The sequence below is a fragment of the Bradyrhizobium sp. CW1 genome (assembly GCF_023100665.1).
Classification (GTDB): Bacteria; Pseudomonadota; Alphaproteobacteria; order Rhizobiales; family Xanthobacteraceae; genus Bradyrhizobium; species Bradyrhizobium canariense_D.
Window position 1 is genome coordinate 6668981 of the sequence record NZ_CP064684.1, and the last position, 21426, is coordinate 6690406.

Annotated in this window: 13 protein-coding genes and 2 pseudogenes; 7 read left to right on the plus strand and 8 right to left on the minus strand. The window is 58.0% G+C overall.

All coding sequences use genetic code 11. The annotated features are described in order from the left end of the window. Position 1: 1 nt before the first annotated feature. From IVB54_RS32220 to IVB54_RS32235, 5 genes are all read left to right on the plus strand, one after another. Entirely contained in the window at positions 2–1213 is a 1212-nt protein-coding gene (locus IVB54_RS32220) for an ATP-grasp domain-containing protein (protein WP_247776640.1), read from the plus strand. After that, positions 1134–2702 (plus strand): lyase family protein, encoded by a 1569-nt coding sequence (locus IVB54_RS32225; RefSeq protein ID WP_247776641.1) that lies wholly within the window; start codon positions 1134–1136, stop codon positions 2700–2702. Before IVB54_RS32220 ends, IVB54_RS32225 begins: the two co-directional genes overlap by 80 nt. Before the next feature lie 109 nt (positions 2703–2811). Next, on the plus strand, positions 2812–2940 hold the full coding sequence (locus tag IVB54_RS41525) for a hypothetical protein (RefSeq protein WP_256465311.1): 129 nt from the start codon (positions 2812–2814) through the stop codon (positions 2938–2940). Positions 2941–4135: 1195 nt separating this feature from the next. Further along, complete coding sequence (locus IVB54_RS32230; RefSeq protein ID WP_247776642.1) at positions 4136–6637, plus strand: CoA transferase; 2502 nt, start codon at positions 4136–4138, stop codon at positions 6635–6637. 702 nt (positions 6638–7339) lie between these two features. Next, complete coding sequence (locus IVB54_RS32235; protein WP_247776643.1) at positions 7340–8560, plus strand: Xaa-Pro peptidase family protein; 1221 nt, start codon at positions 7340–7342, stop codon at positions 8558–8560. A 473-nt stretch (positions 8561–9033) separates the two neighbouring features. Here IVB54_RS32235 and IVB54_RS32240 read toward each other — a convergent pair whose 3' ends face one another. The 5 genes from IVB54_RS32240 to IVB54_RS32260 form a co-directional block, all read right to left on the minus strand. Then, positions 9034–9330: a hypothetical protein gene (locus IVB54_RS32240; RefSeq protein ID WP_247776644.1), complete on the minus strand. Its 297-nt coding sequence runs from the start codon at positions 9328–9330 to the stop codon at positions 9034–9036. A gap of 464 nt (positions 9331–9794) precedes the next feature. Next, complete coding sequence (locus tag IVB54_RS32245; RefSeq protein ID WP_247776645.1) at positions 9795–11060, minus strand: Coenzyme F420 hydrogenase/dehydrogenase, beta subunit C-terminal domain; 1266 nt, start codon at positions 11058–11060, stop codon at positions 9795–9797. Between the two features lie 322 nt (positions 11061–11382). Then, positions 11383–12405 (minus strand): 3-hydroxyacyl-CoA dehydrogenase NAD-binding domain-containing protein, encoded by a 1023-nt coding sequence (locus IVB54_RS32250; RefSeq protein ID WP_247776646.1) that lies wholly within the window; start codon positions 12403–12405, stop codon positions 11383–11385. 33 nt (positions 12406–12438) lie between these two features. Beyond that, complete coding sequence (locus IVB54_RS32255) at positions 12439–13332, minus strand: 3-keto-5-aminohexanoate cleavage protein (protein ID WP_247776647.1); 894 nt, start codon at positions 13330–13332, stop codon at positions 12439–12441. A 937-nt stretch (positions 13333–14269) separates the two neighbouring features. Then, complete coding sequence (locus IVB54_RS32260) at positions 14270–15490, minus strand: aminotransferase class I/II-fold pyridoxal phosphate-dependent enzyme (RefSeq protein WP_247776648.1); 1221 nt, start codon at positions 15488–15490, stop codon at positions 14270–14272. 205 nt (positions 15491–15695) lie between these two features. On the opposite strand from IVB54_RS32260, the pseudogene IVB54_RS32265 reads away from it, so the two are divergent. After that, a pseudogene (locus IVB54_RS32265) lies at positions 15696–16309 on the plus strand (transposase); the annotation flags it as partial. A 504-nt stretch (positions 16310–16813) separates the two neighbouring features. After that, positions 16814–17185, plus strand: a complete 372-nt coding sequence (locus IVB54_RS32270) for a transposase (protein WP_247776649.1) — start codon at positions 16814–16816, stop codon at positions 17183–17185. A 1103-nt stretch (positions 17186–18288) separates the two neighbouring features. Here IVB54_RS32270 and IVB54_RS32275 read toward each other — a convergent pair. The 3 genes and pseudogenes from IVB54_RS32275 to IVB54_RS41790 form a co-directional block, all read right to left on the minus strand. Continuing rightward, positions 18289–19941 (minus strand): class I adenylate-forming enzyme family protein, encoded by a 1653-nt coding sequence (locus IVB54_RS32275; RefSeq protein ID WP_247776650.1) that lies wholly within the window; start codon positions 19939–19941, stop codon positions 18289–18291. Between the two features lie 738 nt (positions 19942–20679). After that, the gene (locus tag IVB54_RS32280) at positions 20680–21075 is read right to left on the minus strand and encodes a transposase (protein WP_346658858.1); all 396 of its coding nucleotides are present in this window, start codon (positions 21073–21075) and stop codon (positions 20680–20682) included. Positions 21076–21096: 21 nt separating this feature from the next. Continuing rightward, positions 21097–21177 (minus strand): annotated as a pseudogene (locus IVB54_RS41790) (hypothetical protein); the annotation flags it as partial. Positions 21178–21426: the final 249 nt, after the last annotated feature.

Sequence of the window (21426 nt, forward strand, 5' to 3'; positions counted from 1 at the left end):
AATGGCACGCTCGGCTGCGATCTTCATTGAATCCAATACTACAGGGTCAGGCGCCGAATTTATTCTGCGTGCACAAGAACTGGGGCTCGTTGCGGTGTTTGTTACCGCTTCACCAGAGCGGTATGCCTTTTTGCCTGGCATCGCGGAGCTCAACGTATGCATATGCGAAACGACTTCACAAGCTGCTGTTTCGGCCGTAATCGATAGCGTAGCTGCGGCCATGCCAATCGAGCTGCTAACGACGTCTAGCGATTTCTACCTTTACACGGCTGCCCTGCAAGCCAAACGTCTCGGGCTCACGGGTCCGGATCCCGATGCAATCGCGCTTTGCCGTAATAAGGGCCGTCAGGCGGCCGCGCTGCGGGCGGCGGGCATCGGCGTGCCTAAATGCGCCCAAGTCAGCGCCGAGTGCGATATCCACAACGCGATTACACAGGTCGGCTTACCTGGAGTCACGAAGCCGATCAGCGGTAGTGGCAGCATAGGGGTTACCCTCGTGCAAACTGAAACAGATGCAGTTGCAGCGTTGCGCAAGCTCCTCGATACCACGAATGACGTGCGTGGCCGTCCTATGCAGTCTGGCGCCCTTCTTATGTCCTATATTGCAGGGGAGGAGTATTCAGTCGAGATTCTCGATAGCCTGATTATCGGTGTGACGCGCAAACATCTTGGGACCCTACCGCATTTTGTCGAGATCGGACACGATGTACCGGCGCCAATCTCGCCTTGGTTAAGCGCGCGAATCGCAAATGAAGCGCTTCGCGCCATAAAGGTCCTGGGTCATGTGCAAGGACCAGCTCATGTCGAACTCCGGCTTCATCAGGGTTGTGTCACGATTATCGAAGTAAATCCGCGCCTCGCTGGCGGTTCGATCCCCAGCCTTTTTCGACACGCGACTGGTTTTGACCCGGTCCTCGAGGTCCTTCGCAGCCTGCTCGGAATGCCCCCGAAACGTTTAGTAGGAGGCGCTCACGGGTCGATTAGGTTCATCGTTCCGGAGCGCGATGGCTTCTTTGCCTGTCCGCAGAACCACAAACAGGTCGTCGATCGTTTCGGACTGGCGGAGTTCGTTCTATATCAGACACCGCCAATACAATTCAGGCGCTGCAACGATTTCCGTGACCGGATCGGTCATGTCATCGCAGTTGCTAACGATGCTAGAGCTGCGGCTGAGCGTGCCGCAGCTGCCGTCGCTTTCATCTGTTGCGCATGAGGAGATCACCTTGCAAGGCACAGGCCGCATCAAATCAACTCTCCATCCTGAAGCGAGCGCTATTGTCTTCGATAGTGATCTTCAACGCGCAGCGAACGACGAGCTTCCCTTCTACGCCGATATTGACCGAGCCCAAGCCATAATGCTTGAGCGGGTCGGGTTGATCGACCGCGATCTCGCCAGAAGAGTACTGGCGGAGCTTGACAAGTTGCAGGCCGAGGCCTTCCAGAGCGTCGCAGGTTGCCGAGCCCCCCGGGGAACCTATCTCGCCTATGAGGATCACCTCCGCTCGACAATCGGCAGGGAAGCTAGTAATCTACATCTTGGGCGCAGCCGCAACGATATCAATGCGACGCTCGTAAAGCTCAAGCTGAGAGCGCCGTATCAGGAACTGGCACAGGAACTACTCAAGCTTCTGCAAGCGCTGTGCAGTCTCGCTCGCGATCACCTTGAGACAATCTTCCCGCTGCACACCCATCGTCAGCCAGCACTGCCATCCACTTTCGCGCACCATCTGACGGCGTTTGCTGGCGCGCTCGCGCGCGATCTGGACGCCCTTCTGGCGCTGCATCCCCTGCTCAACCTTTCCTGTCTCGGGGCCGGCGCCGGGGGTGGCACGACCTTGCCAATCCTCCCGGAGTTGACGGCAAGGCTGCTCGGCTTCGCGATGCCACCACTGAACTCAATCGACAGCGTGGCGTCTCGGGATCTCAACCTTCGCCTGTTGGCAGGCTGCGCGATTCTCGGATCAAATCTGAGCCGCATCGCAGAGACATTGCTGCTGTGGATTGGGGAAGCGGGTTTGGCTAGTCTACCGGACGAATTGGTAGGCTCTAGCTCCGCGATGCCTCATAAGCGGAATCCCTTCCTGCTCGAGCACGTCCAGGGAAAAGCAGGCGCAATCAATGGTTGTTTCGTCGCGACGATCACGGGCATGCATAGCACACCTTTCACGAACTGTGTAGCCGTCGGAACGGAAGCCACTCGCCACATCTGGCCCGGGATTGACTATTCCATTGGAGCGGTGCGCCTCATTCGGTTGTGTTTCTCAGGGTTGAACGTCGTTGAAGACGCAGCCTACGCTATGGTTGAAACGTCGTTCGTGAATGCTATGGAAACGGCGACTCGCCTCGCGCTTAGCAGCGATCTCGATTTTCGTTCCGCTCATAACGAAGTCGGGGAGTTGGTTACGACAGCCATCGAGTGCGGAGCACCGACTCTCCTGGCGATCGTGAAAGACGGCCGCATGCTCAATTCCGAGATATCGCCGGTGCCAGAGGTCATCGCGCGAAACGCTCGAGCTGGAGGAGGGCCCGCCCCGGATGCCGTTGCGACAGCGCTGGACGAGCTTGAAAAGAGCATGGAACGAGCAGCGGCTCTTTTGCGTGATCTCGGCGCTGGTTTGAGCCGCGCTCGAGAGGAACTTCGATCCGCAATCGCGAGCCTCGACGAGTCAACCCTCAAGGGATCGACAGGAGCCCAGCGATGAGACACGAAGTACCGAAGTTCACCGACAAACGTCCGGGTGATCAGACCCGCAAGCGGAAGCGGAGAACCTCAGAGCCGTTGAGCTCGAAGCGACGCGCGGTGACGCCGTCTTGGCCGTGCTGAAGGACTTGCGCGCTCGTCGCTGCGGCCCGGGCGAGACGCTGTCGCGCTGGGAATACGGGCTGCTCGACAGCCGTCACGAGTTCACCAGTGACGACGTTGAAATAAGCGGCTTGTGATTCGGGAGACTGCCTATGACAAAACACAATCCCCGCCCTCTTGGGATTCTCAGCCTCGAAAGAGGGCCGAAACCTCCACCTCCGAGGCTCGGCTCGCTCCTCCACCCGTCAACGTTTGCGTTTCCAGTCATCTCGGAAACTGTTGAGGGAGCTTGGGCAGACGTCGCAATGCGCGGCGATCCAACGATTGGACCAGCCACGATCGCAGCGGCGAAGCGCTTGGTCCAAAGAGGCGCTGTTGCGATAAGTTCAAACTGCGCCTCGTTTATCCGACACCAGGACGCTGTGGCCGCGACGGTGAATGTGCCCGTCGCCACATCGACCTTGCTTTTGGTACCGGCATTGCTTGGCCAACTTAGGACGACTTCCAAGATTGCTCTCCTTTCTGCTGATTCGAGAAATTCCAGCGAACGCGTGCATCGCGTTCTAGATCCCGATCAACGGTCGAGATTGGTGATTGGCGGCGTAGAAGGAGGTAAATTGCACCAGAACGAAATGAAACGCCCTCCAGTATATACCGAAACTGCCGATATTGAGGCGGACGTCGCGGCCTGCATCTCCCGTCTCCTCCCTGCAGACCCAGCGATATCTGCGGTTTTGTTCGAGTGCACGGCTTTTCCGCCTGTGTCGCCAGCGATCCGTCGTATGACGAACCTGCCAATCTACGACATCGCAGGCCTCTGCAGGATGATGATGGAGTCCCTTGGTCATGATCTAAGGCATGTTTCAACGAGAATAGCGCAATGATCATGACTACCGAAGCGGAGGCCGTACCGGCGAATGCAATGGCTTCAGCGCTTGGCAGAGGCCCTCCTGATGATCCCTCGAGTGGACCGCATCGTGCGAATATTACCGAGGATGGCGTTTCTCAGATGGACTCTCAAGGAGCTTGCAAGGCCGGCGGCGCCTTGACGGTTGGATTCAGTTCCTTCTTCGTCGTCTCTGTCGCCCTGCGCGAGGCGGATTGAACTGAGCTTGCTTCAGCCCATGCGGAAGATGTCCTTGCGCCCAGGCCGCCCCGCCAGCGCTAACCAATGCGTTGGCACACTCATACGTTTCGTCCTTGCAAGGCGCGCGCACCGGGAGGGCGATCCCCGGCGAGCATACGAACAGCAAGTCGCCCTACACTTTATGCGCGGCATACTCATAAAAGTATCAGCCCGACAAAGCAATGCCTCATGGCGAAGGACTAGTTATGCCACCGTCAACCCTTCCGCTCTTCGGTGTCAAGGTCGTTGATTTCGGACAGTACATCGCCGGCCCGGCAGTGGCGATGATTCTCGCCGATCTTGGCGCGACTGTTGTACATATCGACCCACCATCCGGTCCCCTCTGGGACAGCCCGGCCAATGCAACCCTTAATCGAAACAAGCTGATCGTTTCGATCGATTTAAAGACTGAGGAGGGTTTGTCGCGAGCGCACACGTTGATCGCCGACGCGGATATCGTGATCGAGAATTTCCGCCCGGGAGTGCTGAGCCGCCTGGGGGTCGACTTCAGCTCTTTGCGCAAGACTCGCCCAGCCCTGACTACCGTTTCCATTCCAGGCTTTGCGTCCAACGATCAACTCCGTCGCGAGTGGCGCGCCTTTGAAGCGGTAATCGGGGCATCCTCCGGATTGTTCACCGATATGGGGTTGAACCGTGTCTTGAGGGGTATTGACCCGTCCTTTTCGCCGCTACCTCTGGCATCGGCCTACGGTACGATGCTAGCGGTATCGGCCGCTCTGCTTGCGCTTCAGGCGCGGGAACGCAGCGGAGTTGGTGACCAGATCGAGGTGCCTCTTGCATGCGCGGTGATGGAGGGACTTGCATATAATTCGATTAGCATTGACCAGCTTCCCCTTCGATATAAGTCGCCACGTGAGCGCGAGATAGCTCGGCGACGCGAATCGGGCCTGCCGATGAACCTCTCTTACCAGGAGACGCAGGAACTCCTTGACCCATTTGCCCGCAACTACAAATGCAAAGACGGGCGCATGTTCTTCGTCCTCTGCTCAGCCCACAAGCATCATACGAGGCGCTGCTTGCAGGTGTTGGGTCTGTATGACGAGCTCCTGGCGGAAGGGCTTGTCGAAGAGATGAATACTTATCTTTCGATGCGCGACTGGCGATCTGACATCTCACTCAGTTCGTCTCCTTTGCCGAAATCGTGGGCAGACAAGATCGCCGGGCGAATGAAGACCGTCTTTCTTACCCGCACCGCGGCAGAATGGGAGGACATTTTCGGTGAGCGTCGAATTCCGGCAGCACCGCAACGTTGGCTGCAGGAGTGGATCAGAGACGATCACGCAGAACGCGCGGGGCTGATGATCAAAGTCGATGATCCGGTGTATGGACGAATGACTCAGCCCGGACCTGTAGCCTGGCTGGAGGAAAGCGGGGAAGTGATGCTGAACCCAGCACCCCGAAGATGGGTCGCCTTTGATCAGGCCGTCGCGGCGTTCTCCAGCTTACCTGTAAGGCAGTTGTCGGCACGCAAGGCTGACAGATCGGCAGGGTGGCTCGACGGTGTGCGGGTACTAGACCTAAGCAATGTCATCGCTGGGCCGCACTCAGGATGCTATCTCGCCCGTTTCGGGGCAGAGGTGATCAAGCTCGACCCCGCCAGCCCGCTTTTCGACAGCTCTATAACAGTCATCTACGGCATGACCCATATGCGCGGTAAACGCTCGGTTCTGCTAGACATCGAGTCATCGCCTGGCCGAAAGGTTTTCGAGAGGCTCGTGAAGTCTGTTGATGTTGTAATCTGGAATGCAACTGACCGCCAGGTCGAGCGCGTTGGGCTTGATCCGCAGAGCCTCAAATCCCTCAATCCAGATGCGATCTTCTGCCAGCTCGATTGCTTCGGTGGCATCCGGCGCGGCCCACGAAGCGATTATCTCGGCTACGAGAATCACGTTCAGGCAACGACAGGCATTATGCTGAGATCCGGTGGTTCCGACGAAACGCCTGAGGAATACGCACACGTCGGTACAATCGACGTGATGGGCGGGTTCAGCGCGGCTCTCGGAGTAGCGGCGGCGCTTTATCAAAAGGCCAGGACCGGACGAGCAGGGAGGGCTCGCACGTCCCTATCGGCGCTCGCCGGTCTCTTGCAGATCCCGTTCTGCTACGACTACGCAGGACGTGGCCCCTTCGACGAACCGGCCGGGATAAATTCCAAGGGCTATGATGCCTTGAATCGGTTCTACACGGCCTCGGACCGCAGCCTCTTGCTCAGCGCATCCGAGCGCGATCTGCCGCGACTTGAAGGAGTTGCTAGGCTTCAAGGCGTTGCCGATGTGCCGAAGGAGGAACTGACCGCCTTCCTAGCCCATGCTATTGCTAAGGATTCTGCAGAGAATTGGATTTCGGCATTCAATACAGCCGGCGTCGGTGCCGCCATTTGCGAGAGTATCGCGGCCATTCGGTCGGGGCATTCGAGGCTTGCGGATGGTGCTCCGGGAACCGAACAAGGCAGCTACGCCTTCTCGATTTTCCGTGACCATCCCAGCGGGCATGTTCTCACGCAGGTTGATCATTACGCGGTCCGATCGACCGTCGGAAAAGTCTATGCTCTCCCTCCCGCGGAACAATACGGCGCTTCGACGCGCCAAGTTCTGCAGAAACTACAATACCGCGACTCCGAAATTGACGCGCTGTCCGGTGCGAAGGTTGTAAGCGAAGGCTGGAGTACCGACTATTTGCCCAGCTGAAACAAAGACCATCGCGAGCTGCGCACAAGCCGAAGGCATCTTAACAGGCAATAAGAGCCCCACGTGGACCCGGCCGGCCTCAGACATGAACGACTAGGCCCTTCAGCACTTAGCAGGCCTTCAAACCTCTGCAAGGTAGAGACCACTACTGGGAACTGATGCGACTTGTGCTTGGGCCCAAGAAGCACACTGTAGAAACGGATGATCATCATGATCGCTGAGCGAGCAGAGACAACACCGCAAGCCCTAACTTGTCGACTGGATTCGTGCCGTAGAACTCACGCACGTCGTTGCCGGCCGCTTTGCACGACGATCATGGCAGACCTAGGAGCGGATGGCCGGTTTCGCTCAACATACCAGATGATGGATATGCTGCGGAAGACGCGCTCACTCGCGCTGCGGCCTATGAGCGGAAGAGATGCTTCCATAAAGAACAGGGCACCTTGGCCGGAAGATAGAGAAGCTCGTGGGCCCGAATGGGCGACGGAACTGATGGCCGCGACGATCCAGAGTTGCGGTATTTCTGAGTGACATTGACGTCTCCGGTCTTGCCGAGGAATTCCGTGTCCCATGGTTCGCACCAAACTGCGAGTGCCTCTTTCGAATATGTTACCGCATGCGCGTCCGAACTTACGTGATCTGCTGTCGAACCAGCGTCGAAATTATCGATCGCCTTCCCGTTGAGCCTTGCCGAGAAAAGCTATGAATGCTATTGGTTCAGAATCTATCAGAACGATTCCTTACGCTCCCTTCCCGCGGGCCGAATACGAAGATCGGGTCGAACAAGCCCGGCGTTCGATGAGAGAACATGCCATTGACGCGCTTCTGGTAACCTCCGAACACAATTTACGATATTTTGTCGGCGAGCCTAGCACGACGCCGCAGCAGACAACTCGGCCCCGCTTTCTTCTTATTCTTTCGTCCGGTGAGGCTGTTGCAGTCGTTCCAGAGGGAATCGATCAGTTTTATAAGGAGACGACCTGGGTCAAACGCTGCCGGAGCTGGCCCAGTCCGAATCCAAAGGATGAGGGGGTGTCGACCCTCGCCGGAGCATTGCGCGAACTATTGCCGGAGAATGCGAAAATCGGCACTGAGCTTGGCGCCGAAAGCAGACTTGGCTTCCCTACGGGAGATTTCTTACGTGTTGCGGCAGCGATCAAACCTCGGATATTTGTAGATGCATCGGATCCGATTTTCACTCCGTTGCGGATGATCAAATCTCCATTAGAGGTCGACCGAATTCGAACTGTATGTAAGCTTGTCTCGGAAGCATTTGACAACCTGGCGCCAAAGCTGCGTTTGGGTATGACGGAACGGGAGGCGTGTCGGGTCTTCGAGCTCGAATGCTTCAATCGCGGGGTCGAAAAGACGGCTAAGATAGTGGGTGTTTCTGGCCGCGGCGGTTATACACGCCCCTACGGTGTTCCGAGCGACAAAGTTCTCTCGGATGGTGACCTGCTGTTTATTGATGCCGGCTGCCTATTCGACTTTTATTGGAGCGACTTCGATCGACATTTTGCCTTCGGCGCGCCTGATCGGCACACCCAAGATGCCTATCAAATCGTTTGGCACGCCACTGAAGCGGGAATCGCCGCCGTTAAACCAGGTACTCCGATCTGCAATGTATGGCGCGCAATGTCAGATGTCCTAAATGGCTCAAACAATCGCGGTAAGGCCACGAACATCGGGCGAATGGGACATTCGATGGGTTTATGGATGCCGGAGTTGCCCTCGGTGCAGCCTGATGACAAGACGATCCTAAGACCAGGCATGATCATCAACATTGAACCAAGCACCTCATACCCGTCATATTTTGACGGATCGCCGAAGTTGATGCTGCACGAAGAGGTCGTCGTCGTGACCGACTCTGGGGCGCAACTGCTCACTTCTCGGGCTTCTCGAACTGTATCGGTGGTCCTCTAACAAAGAGAGTGCTGTGCACGGAACTCCCCATATGCTGCTACTGGTATCCGAATCGACCGCTGCAGAGTGCCCCGCTAGAGTGGACACTCGGGTTGTTCAATTCATGCAATGTACACTCGCGGTGCGCGCGTTCGTGATCGGATTCACACGAACGTAGTCACGCTTGAAAGTCTTAAGAATGCCTCGACCATGCCGTTGCTCTTGTGCTCTCGATCTGCGTGAAAAGGCTCGAGGTTCAATGGCTGCGACAATCTCAGGGGTGCGATAGGTGGCGAAGAAGAAGGCTTGTGAGCCATTGCACTTTGCCTGGAACCCGGATGCCCCCCGAGCTGCTCGAGATAATGTATCATCATGTCTCGGAGCAATTCGCCGGAGGTCAAAGTCGCTGTGGCTACCCGCCTGACGACTTCGCGGTCATGGCCGTTAAGCGCGGTCGTCGTTGCGTTCACTCGTTCACTCGATGGCTGGAACTCTTACATCGCCGTCGCTCGCCAACATGTTGGGATTGCGCTCGACTGCAACAATCTCGCGTTCGCCAACCACCACTCTTTTTGGAAGCTGAGCTTCGCGGCATGCAAGAAGTCCCACACCGAGTAGTAATCGATCTTCAGGACGCGTCCGGCAAGCTCGGCAACGAGCCTGTGTATGGTGAAATCGCCGTCCTGGATCCGTTTCGACAGCCACATCGCGTGGTCGCCCGAAATCACTTTTCGTTTGTGACCACCTATGTGGCCAGGCTCAACGCTGCCGGTCTCATCGACCCGCTTCATCCAGCCGATCGCCGTGCTGAATTGCGGGACATTCCGCCGTGCATCGCCGCCACCACGCGCTTGCGAAATCCAAAGAATAAGGCTTGCACATCCATGCTGGACTCCGCCCAGCCAGCATGGTGAATCAGAAAAACCGCGATCTAGGGATCTCAAAGCGATTGAGCCTAACCCCCTCCGGGTCTCGACCCAAGCGCCGATGCGAGTCCTCAAGCAAGACAGTGTTGTCGTCACCGGGCCAGAGAGCTTCCCTCTTCGATCAGGCCGGCCGTCCCGCGCAAGCTTTCGGCATCGCCCCACCGCCGCGCCTGACTACGTCTCTCGCTGCAAAGCGCCTGTCTGCACCGGCGTGTCAACTCGAACTCGCAGATGCGGGTAAAGTGGCTTCGATATGCCTGCTCGCTCCAACTCCGGGCAAGTGCAAATGAGCTCCGGGCAAATCGGGAATCACTCTCTTGGCGAGCATTCTAGATCAGATGCTCCCAGTTCTGTCCGGTAAGCACGCGCCTGACCGTGCCTCCAAATTCCTGGAATATCCCACGCAGCCCTGCATGCTTAAGGCCATCCATCGTGCGATAGCCGAAAGCCTTGATCGTTCTTTGGCCCATTAGCCGCAACGCGAATAAAGCTGCGGATGCGGCTGCCTTCCTCTGATGATTGGTATGCATTTGTTCGATTTCCTCGAGCGAAACCGGCGAGATCGCTAGATATCCTGCGTCAATGGCGGCATGCAGCAACTCTTGGCCGGCTGGCGTGCGAACGAGGGCCACGTTGGTCCCTGGAGCTTCAGCATAAAGACGCTTCCCGTTACGCAGTATCCAGCCATCTGGGACGGACACATCGGCGACTTCGCCAACTGTGTCTGGACAAATCTTGCAACGAAATTGGATTTCGTAGCCGAATTTTCCCATATACCAAGCCCCCGGGTAGGGAAGATCATAAACAGTTCCATCTCTCGTCTGCACACGCAGAGGGCCCGGCCATCCCTCACCACGAAAACGGTATAAGCCGATGTCCAGCTCGTCTAAGCCGTGGTGGCGAATTACCGCCTTCGCGATGTGCGCGGAGGGAACGCCGCCACAAAAGATGGTCAGCATGTAGGGAATCAATTGTTCGACCCGCGGGTCCACTCGTCCCAGGGCACGAACGGCCGAGATGTCGCAAGGTTTGGCGATGACGACGAAGCGCCTCTCTTCATCTAGCAGCCGGTGCAGATTGACAAGTGGCGACGATGGGCCGTAACGAGACTGAGCTCCGCCTAGCACTTCGTCCGGTGTCCTCGAGATCGTGGAGATCGTCAGCCATGGCTTACGATCATCTGCGCGGACATGTAGCACTGCCTGAACCCGGCCACTGGAAAGCAGATATCGGCCAAGGGCCGTCAATGTTCCGCCAGCGGCCGCCTTGTGACGGACAAGCGGCTCCCGTGACCAGGACCTGTGTATCTCGTGCATAGGTCCCCATACCGGATGAACCGTGCTTGCTTTAGGTCTGCCCGGACCCTGAACCGACACGCCTGGGCAGAAGGCCATGATTTGCCCCGTTTTGCCCGCTGCTACTTCAGCTTCGACGAGTGGTCGCATGTTTCCTTCGACATTGATGCCCATCGATATCGCAGGGGCGGCGATACTCGCGCACATGCCACAGCCCGTGCATAGGCCAGCCTTGACCACATCCTCGACGTCCTGGGCGGGCGGGGCAAAGAATCGTCGCTTGCTGTCCTTATCGTTCATGCCAAGTGATTCTCCTAAACTCTTGCATTCTGGTGAGCGCCCATTTTCACGTCTTGCGTGCTCGATCCGTGCCGGCGAAGATTGGTTTTTCTGCTCATTGACAGCCGGATGCTCGTTTCGACGCACTCCGGACGAGGCAGTGTTGCTTGCATCCGTGCCGACTTCAGCAAGTGCTCACGCAATTTCCGTGTCCTTCGTCACGTTCGCTGCGGAGGGTAATATAACCAGATCTGCTGACTCATTGGCCGGCAGGTCTCATCATCCCTCTAGCCCTGTGAAAGCGAGAGGCTGTTCTCGTCCAAAACAATCTGCACGCACCACATTACTGGGCCGGAGCAGTGCGCTCGCGGAGCCCCTTCTCCCAGCGCGCGAGCGTCTCCCCCGCGCCGTAGCGTTGAGCTCGCAAGGCCTGCAGCAGGGACACGAGGCAGTCGTCGCGCTTCTCTTCTAGCTCAGGGAAGGTGAGGTTCTCTACACTAGCCTGCAATTCCGATTGCTCGGCGAGCCTGTCAAGAAATGCATCAGTGAGTTCCGGGACGTCTGTGAGCTTCGTCCACGGGTACTTTAGCATGGGTCCCCACTGCTCCATGTAGCGACGCATGCCGGCCGCGCCACCGCCGATGCGGAAGGGACCGAGAATCGCTCGGCGCAGCCCGAAGGAATAACGCACGGCGTCATCAACCTCCTCCACGGTGGCCACACCGTCGTGGACTAACCATAGCGCTTCGCGCCACATCGCCTCCTGCAACCGGTTCGCTATAAACCCGTCCACCTCTTTGCGAACCACGAGCGGGTGCATTCCAACCGACCGGTAGATCGCCGACGCCCGAGCCAGTGTTTCGGGCGTTGTGTGCTGTCCTGCGCACAACTCAACTAGCGGCATCAGATAGGCCGGATTAAACGGGTGTGCAACGAGCAGGCGCTCGGGGTGGTTCATCTCCGCCTGCAGCAACGACGGTGCAAGCCCCGATGTCGAGGAGCAGATCAGCGTATCTGGCGCAGCCGCCCGGCTGGCGACCGCGAGCAGTTGCTGCTTGACATCCAGGCGCTCCGGCGCCGATTCCTGAACGAGTTCCACGTCGCGCACGGCGTCGGCAACCGACTCCACCACTGTTAGGGATCCCTCCGGAGGCAGCGGGACTTGCGTAAGACTCCGATATGCCCGCCGCGCCTTGAGCACGATCTTTTCCACGCGATCGAGAGCGCCGGCCGACGGGCCGTACAGTTGCACATTCACCCCGTTGAGCACAAAACGTGCGGCCCAAGCGCCCCCGATAACGCCGCCACCCAACAGCCCGACCGCGCCCGGTGGCCTGTCCAACATTGACGTTGAATGCTCTGTCATGGGCCTTGACCTCTCCACTTGTCTTTTTAACTCTCAGGCGTACGCTTTGAGCGCGAGCTTCTCGCGCACCTCGTCCGGCCGCATCACTCGCACTCCGATCCTTTCGAGAATCTGTACCGCCCGTTCCACGAGCTCAGCATTCGTCGCCAGTCGCCCCCGGGACAGATAGAGGTTGTCCTCCAGCCCCACCCGCACGTTTGCACCCACTAAGGGCGCCAGCGCCACGTAGGGAAGCTGCATCCGCCCAATCGAGAAAGCCGAATAAACCGAGCGCTTTGGGAGCTGGTGCACGAGCGCCATGAACGTGCTCAGATCACTCGGCGCACCATAACGGATCCCCATGCAGAGCTGGATCAACGTGGGCTCTTCGATCAAGCCCTCCCGGATCAAGTCATGCACCAACACAAGCTGACCGGAATCGAACACCTCGAGCTCAGGACGGACACCGAGCTCGCGCACGCGCGCGGCCATCGCGCGCAGTATCCCGGGGGTGTTGACCATCATGTACTCATTCCGAGTAGCAAAGCACATCGTCCCACAATCGAGCGTGCAGATCTCGGGACGCAACTCTTCCACGTGCACCAGCCGCTCAAGTGCGCCCACCAAATCGGTCGAAGGGTCCATCGGCAGGGGAGAATTGGCTCCGCCCAGTAGGAGGTCGCCTCCCATGCCCGCTGTCAGGTTAATGATGGGATTGAAGCGCGAACTCCGAATCCGCCGCACCACGTCCCGATACAACGCCGGATCACGCGAGCCCCTTCGGGTAGCACCATCACGCACATGGATGTGCACCACTGCAGCTCCAGCTCTCGTCGCCTCGATTGCGGAATCCCCGATCTGCTCCGGGCTCACCGGAACATGTGGACTAAGTTCCGCCGCGTTTCCGCTGCCCGTAAGCGCGCAGGTGATGAAAACCTCTGAAATCATCTCAGACTCTCGTTTCTCTCAAAGTGCTCAAGCCAGGTGTGTGCTACAAGGTGCCCACTACGGTCGCTGGAAGCCAGGGTTGTAGTACCGTCGGCTCGAGAGGGTGCGGTCATCTACTTCTCGGCGGTAGGAAATGTGGAGCCCTTGCGATCGTCCTCATCCCAGCAATCAACGTGCCACCCGCCGAATGACTTACTCGACTCGCCGCCGGGGGGAACACGCGCGCAAGTGACAGCTTAATCACCGACATCAGCAGCGATGGAGGGTTAGCGAGTCAGCGCGTACTTTCACCTTACATTAGCGGAGCTAGAGATCTGTCGGATCCAGAACGCGATTGTCTGGAATGAGACCCGTTTCGATCGCGTTGAGTTCGTAAAGACAGTCCGTCGGCATGAGGTCGCGGGTTGTCGTGGCTCTAAAGCGGACGTGGCCGGCAGGACACGCTGGCACCGCGCCGCCAAACGTCCATCGCTCGACGACGACGCCCTTATGGCGGACATTACGGACCCCGTCCTCGGCATCCGCGCCGACCTGGCCCTCCAATCTAATGCGGCACAACACCGGCTCACGCTGTCGGCCCGGTGCTAATATCCACCGGATCCGCGCCTTAGCTGACAAAGCCGCAGCTCGTATTCTGCGGTCGCGGCCTCCAGATCAATCAAGTGGTTGCTTCAGCACAGATGTGCCATGTCCACCCACGATGGCGACGGGGTCTCGCAGCGGCTGAAAGGCTTACTGCCTGTTCAGCCTCCGAGCGAGACAAGCAATTTAACGGTAGCGCATCGAAGCGGCCATGAATGAATTGGAAGGAAGAGATCCTGCAGTTAGCGGCGGTGGCAGCGTGAACGATGTCTCGCTCTTACGCGTGCAAACCATCTCCGCTCACATCAGCACCGGGAGTGACCAGGGAGCTTCAGAATAGCTATGTGCAGATACATCACCTTAGAGGATAGGGTTTCCCCGTTCTTTCGGCGATTTGTTCTAACATACAGTCGCACAGCCGCTCGATATCGTCAGGCTCATGCTTGGCTGTAATGGAGACCCGAATTCTGGCCGCTCCTTGTCCTACGGCTGGGAAGAACGTGACTAAAGTATAGATTCCCCCATCGAGAAGTCCTCTTGAAACTGCGAGCGCGTCGACCTCCGATCCAACCGTAATCATTCTGATCGGAAGAGAATTGCCCTGCCCCGCAGTCGTGAGGCGGCGGTCAAACATATCGATTCGTTGCGCCAGTTGCATCTGTCTCCGACTGAGTTCCGGAGAGCGGTGAAGTTTGCACGACTCAAGCGCAGCGCCAACGGTCGCCAGATTGGGTCCTTCCGAATACGTGGGAATAGACTCTCGTCGTAGCAGCGATTCATGGTGAGCTGTCCCCAGCATCAATATTCCGCCCGATGCGCCAAATCCATTGCCCAGCGATCCAGCTATGAGCGTACGGTCACCTAACGTTTGTGGAAACTGAGATCGAACAAACCCTTCCCCGTGACTTCCGAGAATCGATATGCCATGAGCATCGTCAATATAGAGGAAGAGCCCATAACGTTCCTGGAGTTGACGCAGCTTCTCGATCGGCGAATAGCTTCCCATCCAGTAAACACCGTCGCAAACATAGGCGACCACTGGGTGTTCTCGGCACAACTGTTCGAGAGTACCGATATCGTTGTGGACGATTGCTTTCACCCGCGTGTCATCGGCCGTAAGATTTTGACAGGTTGGAAACATGCATGAAAAGCCGTCGAACACCACGACTGGCTTCTTCCCGCCTGTTAACCGACCGGAAGCAAGCATGGGCATCGCGACCAGATGAACCAGCATCAGGCTGGAGAAGGTAAGCACACGCGCGCGGAATATCTTAGACAGAGCTTCTTCAAGTTCAGCCAGAAGATCGGAGCTTCGCTGCTTGCCGGCGCGGGATGAATGCAATGATAGCTGCCCTTGGATCGCAGCGATCGTGCCGGCGACGATTGCTGGATGATCGTCGAGACCCAGATACGAACATCGAACGAAATCGAGTGGCGGCCGTACTTGACTGTTGCCAGGAACAATGGAGCGTCTAGACGTGAGACATCCGTCAGCCGCGATGAGGTCGGCTCGGAGGACAGCACGAGGATCGGTGATCCGAAACTGTTCATTCTGGTGACCAGGAATCGATTGCACTGGCGTTCTCCATTCTGTCTACCAAAAGCTGCAACCGTCAAACCAGCTGTCTTCGCCCAAGATCGAACGTTCGACAAAGAGCAATTTCCGTACCAGGCTCGTTGAAAGGCGCACCAGTGCATTAGGCGCCAGTGTCTACGAAAATACCGTCACGTGATTCCCTCTCCTGCGAGTTTTTGATCGGGGCAAGAGAAATGGGCGCGGGTTGGCTTGGCTGAATGATCGGCAAAGGGGACGTATCGAGCCTCATCTGCCGGCAGGACTGACGCGGCCGGATCAGGACGACGACCGGCGCATCATCAGCGGGATTGTTCACATGCTGCAGTCGGGTGCGCGATGGCGCGACTGCCCGCGTGAATACGGCGGTTACACGACCTTCTGCAATCGCTTCCACCGTCGGGCCAAGCGCGGGCGACGAAGACGGCGTCGTGATGTCGCTCGACTCGACGTCGATTAAAAGCTCGCCGGTGTGCCCCCGGCGGAACGCGGCGCGCACAATCTAGCAAACGGCCGCTCGCGCGGAGGCCGCATGAGAAAATCCGTGCGCTGAGCGATCCATTCTGCCGCGGTCGTCCTGCATCTGACCGAGGGCAGGATGCCGATATGGCGGCGGCGCCCGATGTTCTGGCGCTCGCGACGCCCGCGTCGCTGACAAACGGTATGACGCCGACAACGTTCGCGGCGATATTGTTCGTCGCGGCGCCAAGCCCGTCATCCCCAACGAGTTCAACCGCGTGTCATACATCGCTTCAACAAGCAACCTACAAAGACCGAAATGCCACCGAGCGCTGCTTTTGCAGGCTCAAAACGAATCAACGGGCCTCCGCCTCGACCAGCGATGCCGCCGTACGCCACACCATCGTCGATCTCATCTTTCGGCCGTCATCGCAGCGATGCTCACTCTGCAGAAGATGGCTCCGTGAAAAACTGCCGCACAAACCAATTCTGCCAAAGTAGCGCTAATATTCTCCAGCCAATCGAATTAACAGCTCTATCCAGGGCGCCTTGAGCTCGGACGCTGTTGACCTCACGGGTTCGCTGGCGGACCATACTCTGGTACTTACTCCATGTACCTGCTCGACCGATCTAATCGGCCCGCCAGACCTACTGCCCTGAAGCGCCCGACGACCGCTTAACCAGTTGTCGCGAGACTCGTTCAAGTCACCCCGCTTGGGCGAACACCTTGAGAGAGCAAGGGGCCCTCGGGTCACCGCTGCTGCAAGCGCGCCACGTAAATGCCCCTCCTATTCTAGCAGTCTGCTCAAGAACCCCCTCGCCACGGACGGGCTTTGATGATTCACTCTCGAATCGGCGAAGGCGATCATGCGCGGCAGGTTTACGGACCAGGGCGGCCTGTTCGTAGATTGCGCCGGATTGCGTGTGCCACCGAACCATCCGCTGCGGAAATTCCGGGAGCTTGTCCGGAACGTTTTGACTGATCTGAACCGTAGCCTTGAGAAGCTCTACGCCAGCGAGGGACGTCCTTCGATCCCGCCGGAGCAATTGCTGAGCGCCTTGCTGCTGCAGGTGTTCTACGGCATCCGTTCGGAACGCCAAATTGATGGAGCAGCTGAACTAGAATCTTTTGTAGCGCTGGTTCGTGGGGCTTTCGCCGGACGATCCGGTCTGGGACCGACGACCTTTACGAACAACTGGCAGCGGCTGCAGAACGAGAACGTGTTCACGAGTTCGTGACCAGGCTTCTGAGCCATCCGCAAGTCCAGCCGCTGCCGTTGGACGAGCATTCTCGGTGCACCGAACGCTGATCGAACCCTGGGCTTCACAGGAGAGTGTTCCCCCCAAGGACGGCCGCGGCGACGAAGATGACGACGCCAGCTTTCATGGCCAGAAGCGCAAGAGCGACGCCCAAGCCAGCACCAGCGACCCGGACAGCAGGCTTATCGCAAGGCGGCCGGACGGGAGGCAAGCTTTGTTATATGGGCCACGCCACCATGGAGAACCGGACGGGCTGGCTGTGGCCGGCAGGGTCACGCATGCCAATGGCACCGCCGAACGCCGAGCTTTGGACACCATGCTGAAGGCGAGACGCAAAGCCGCGCGCCGCCGCATCACGGTCGGTGAGGACAAAGGCGTACGATACCGCCGATCACATCGCCAATTTTCGTGCCATCGGTGTGACGTCGCATGTGACGCAGAACCAGGCCGTCACCAAAACCGGCAAGAACCGCAACAGCGCCACCGACGAACGAACCACGCGGCATCCGGGGTACGCGTGTCGCGTCGTGTCGAGCGATGGTCGAGTCCATTTTCGGATGGGGCAAGCAGCATGGCACCATGCGCAAGACTAAACATGATGGCAGGCGTCGCCGCCGACTTCCTGCTCAATCTGATCGCCAATAACATGATCCGCATTCCGAAACTGCTTGCCGCTTAGCCACCCCACGCCAGGGTAAATTCAACACAGGTGAAAACACTACACCCAGTTCCGTCGTGTCGCCCCGACAACCCCGGCGAGAATACGAAAACCCTTCATTTCAACTTCTTTCTGCAGACTGATAGAGCCGGTCTGATCGTCCAAATGGGACACGAGCTCGGCGCTTCTGTCGGAAGATCAGACCAAAGGGGAGAATGCATGCTCGGAGCGACCAGTGTTGTGAGAGCGGATCTACCCGACAGTCCAACATTAGTCCGGGCGACATGTTGTAGCGCCTCAGCCGTGATACGAGCCCTTCAGTACACGGCTGCCGTGTCCGTGGATTTCCGAAGGGCAGGTGTGCTTTGGTCGTTTTACGTGCGGAGCCCGCAGTACGTCACCTGGTCGCCGCGAGGGCGCGCCTTCACCGCCAGCGCTTCTGCTCAGCGTCGTAAGCGCCGGCAATCGGATCACTCACTGCCGTTAGATCACGCTTAAGCACTTTATTACTGGACGTGGTTCTAGGGAGCGCCGAAATGAAGCCAATGTATCGCGGCACCTTGAACACGGCGAGGTGCGTACGAGCGTGCTCGAGAATCCGAAGGACGGCGTCGTCCGGCGTAATGCCTTCCCGTAACTCGACGTAAATCTTGACCTCCTCTCCACGTTTTACGTCGCGAACTGGCACGGCGGCGACATCTGAAATCTCGGGAAGCTCGCGGATCACCGCCTCCACCTCTCGCGCAGCGATGTTCTCGCTCGAACGGCGAATCATGTCTTTTGTGCGCCCAACCAACCAATGGAAGCCGAGTTCGTCGCGACGCATCAAATCACCCGTCTTGAACCACTCTCCTTCGAATGAGACGGTATTGGCCTCCGGCTTGTTCCAATATCCCTTACAAACTCCGCGTCCCTTAACCCACAGCTCGCCTACCTCCCCCAGCGGCGTGGGGCTTCCATCCTCACTTATCAGCTTCAGTGCTCGAAAAGGTGCGCTAATCCCAACAGAACCGGAGTCGGCTAGCTCGTCGAAGTCATTCGCCATTCGCGTACCGAAGCCGATTTCTGTCATTCCATAAGCCTCCTGGGTGCGCACTCGAAATCGCTTCCGGAATTGTCGTACCGTATCGGGCCCCCAGCCCCAGTTCAGAACTTGCTTTAGGCACGTGGCCTCGTCCTCGTTGGCAGCCTCGGCATGGCGCGCTACCAGCTCGGGACACTGGCACCACTCGATGCGATGCTGCTTGAGCCAGCTGATGAAGCGAGTCGAACTGAGTTGCGGAGCAAGGTAGTGGGTGCCACCATGCCGGTATGACTGTAGCAGATGCCACGGGCCATCGACATAGAAGAAGGGCTGCGCAGAGAGATATCTCTTGTACGGCTGCCCATCCCAAGTCGCCGCCTGATACGAAAACACGCTCCAGTAGTCGTGGGTCAACATGCAGCCCTTTGGAAAGCCCGTTGTCCCCGAGGTATACTGAATGTTCAGCAAATCGTCGGAATGGATATCCTCGGCTACCAGAGTGTCAGCCACGCCTTTGACCAATTTATCGAGGGTGGTAACTGCTCTTTGGGAAGGTTGGCCCACAAGAATCGCTTGTTCTATGGTAAGATCTTGCGGCCAAGGCGTCATCGCCATTAACTGAGACCACGCAGAGTCGTCGACGACAACGAATCTGGCCTGTGCGTCGCTAAGGACGTATTCTATTTCTCTAGGCGTGTAGCGCATGTTGATCGGGACCATCACCGCACCGAGTTTTGCAACGGCGAACCACAGGATTGGAAATTCGATGCGGTTAGGCAGCATCGCCCCGATACGATCACCCTTGCGTACGCCGAATGCGCGCAATGCGTGTGCATATTTGTTGGATAATTTGTCCATCTCCGAGTAGGTCGCGCGCTCGCCTCGGTCGAAAACGTCAATTGCGACCGTCGAGCCGTGCGCTCTCGCCTCGCGCGAAACTAGCTGACCGACCGTGGTCGTCTCATACGCGTATTCCAATGCCGCGATTTTGCGCCTTACAGTTGCGAGCCGCTCTTGCAGCTGTGATTCTCTTAGCTTGGTAGGGTCCATCATTGTTACTGTACATTGGGTGTTAGAAGGCAAGACAAGTCGACTAGAAGGCCGCTGCGGTTGACAGCTCTTTGAGAGTCATGACCACTATAGCCAGTGCGGTGGTCTCGCGAAAAAATTACACATTAGAGCCTCTGATCGCCGATAGAACGCCCGTAGCCAGAGAGAACGTTGCACGAAACGTTGTACACCTGGTGTCGTTTACATGTGCATAGAGCCCCGACATGTTAAATGGATCGATCGACGCTTGCCATTGCCGCGTCTTCCCCGATCCTGGTAGGAGGCTTCAGTAGCTAGTTTGCCTTATGGTCCGGAACAGAAACACCACCAACTCTGGTAGTGAAACCGTATTGTCTACTGGTCGTTCAAACCTGAACGTGTCCATACTCAGATAGAAGATCTCGATAGTGGCCTCAAACCGGCTAACTCCGGACCATTCGGGAAGTCGGCTATAGACGTCTTTGATGCAGAAACGTTTTCCTATCTGCGCGTCGTGGATTCCCCACCTCGATTTAAGAGCGTCATTACCTTTGCGGTCGCATCGGTGCGTCACCACGCGCGAGTGGCTAACGCCGGCGTCCGGTCCAAACGGGCTTCGGTGCACCGACTCAGCAGAAGGTCTCCTTGGCGATCCGGTCCAGCACTGTTTGCCGCAGGATCTCGCGCTCGGTCTTTAAGGAACATGTGGACCGATGTGCGACACTGCCTACGGGCTAGTTCGACTGCGCCCCGGCGAAAGAATTAGTGGATGCGCTCTGCTGCGAAGACGTGGCTCCGGATCGCATCGACCAGAGCCATCAGGCTTGCTGCGGAGGCACCTACCCAGTCCGCGAGCGCCGATACGTCGAGGTCGATACCTTCACGCCGGTAGACGTCGCTCGGACGATGAAGGGGCAGGTGCAGGCCGTACTTGGCGAACAGGACATGGGCCAGCAGCTTGGGCCCTGCACGCCCGCGCGCAATCGGGTGCGAAGGAGCCGGCGGCTGGGTGATCGCTTCGCAGGCCCGGCAGACGAGCTTCTCGCGCACATGCTGGATCACCTTCCACTGGCGCGGAACGAGCTCCAGCGTCTCGGTCACGTCCTGGCCAATTTTGCGCAATCGGCTGTCGCCGCAGCGTGGGCAAGTGGCAGGCACCGGATAGACAATGCGCTCCCGCTGCAAATGCTCCGGCAGCGGCCGGCGGGCCGGCTTGCGGCGCTCAAACGATGGCACCGTAATCTTGTCGGCTGCCATCTGCGCCGCGGTCTCAGCGTGGTCACATCGTCAGGGAAAGAATCATCGGCGCCCATGCCAACCAGAGAATCATAACTTGCCGTCGCTGTCCGAACCGCCGATCGTGGTATCGATTTAACTCCTGGCGATCAGCCGGCCGCCTGCGGCTGCCACGTGTGTTGCGGCATCCGCAAGTCAATGCCCTCCAGCGAGGGGATTGAGGAATGTCCCCAATAGTGAGTCTGACGAATCATTTCCGGCGATGGTCGAGGT

Coding starts and splice junctions, on each gene's coding strand:
- IVB54_RS32230 (WP_247776642.1), top strand. CDS start 4,136: ATGCCACCGTCAACCCTTCCGCTCTTCGGTGTCAAGGTCGTTGATTTC.
- IVB54_RS32275 (WP_247776650.1), bottom strand. CDS start 19,941: ATGATGGACCCTACCAAGCTAAGAGAATCACAGCTGCAAGAGCGGCTC.
- IVB54_RS32235 (WP_247776643.1), top strand. CDS start 7,340: ATGAATGCTATTGGTTCAGAATCTATCAGAACGATTCCTTACGCTCCC.
- IVB54_RS32250 (WP_247776646.1), bottom strand. CDS start 12,405: ATGACAGAGCATTCAACGTCAATGTTGGACAGGCCACCGGGCGCGGTC.
- IVB54_RS32255 (WP_247776647.1), bottom strand. CDS start 13,332: ATGATTTCAGAGGTTTTCATCACCTGCGCGCTTACGGGCAGCGGAAAC.
- IVB54_RS32220 (WP_247776640.1), top strand. CDS start 2: ATGGCACGCTCGGCTGCGATCTTCATTGAATCCAATACTACAGGGTCA.
- IVB54_RS32245 (WP_247776645.1), bottom strand. CDS start 11,060: ATGAACGATAAGGACAGCAAGCGACGATTCTTTGCCCCGCCCGCCCAG.
- IVB54_RS32225 (WP_247776641.1), top strand. CDS start 1,134: ATGTCATCGCAGTTGCTAACGATGCTAGAGCTGCGGCTGAGCGTGCCG.
- IVB54_RS32240 (WP_247776644.1), bottom strand. CDS start 9,330: ATGAAGCGGGTCGATGAGACCGGCAGCGTTGAGCCTGGCCACATAGGT.
- IVB54_RS32270 (WP_247776649.1), top strand. CDS start 16,814: ATGCGCGGCAGGTTTACGGACCAGGGCGGCCTGTTCGTAGATTGCGCC.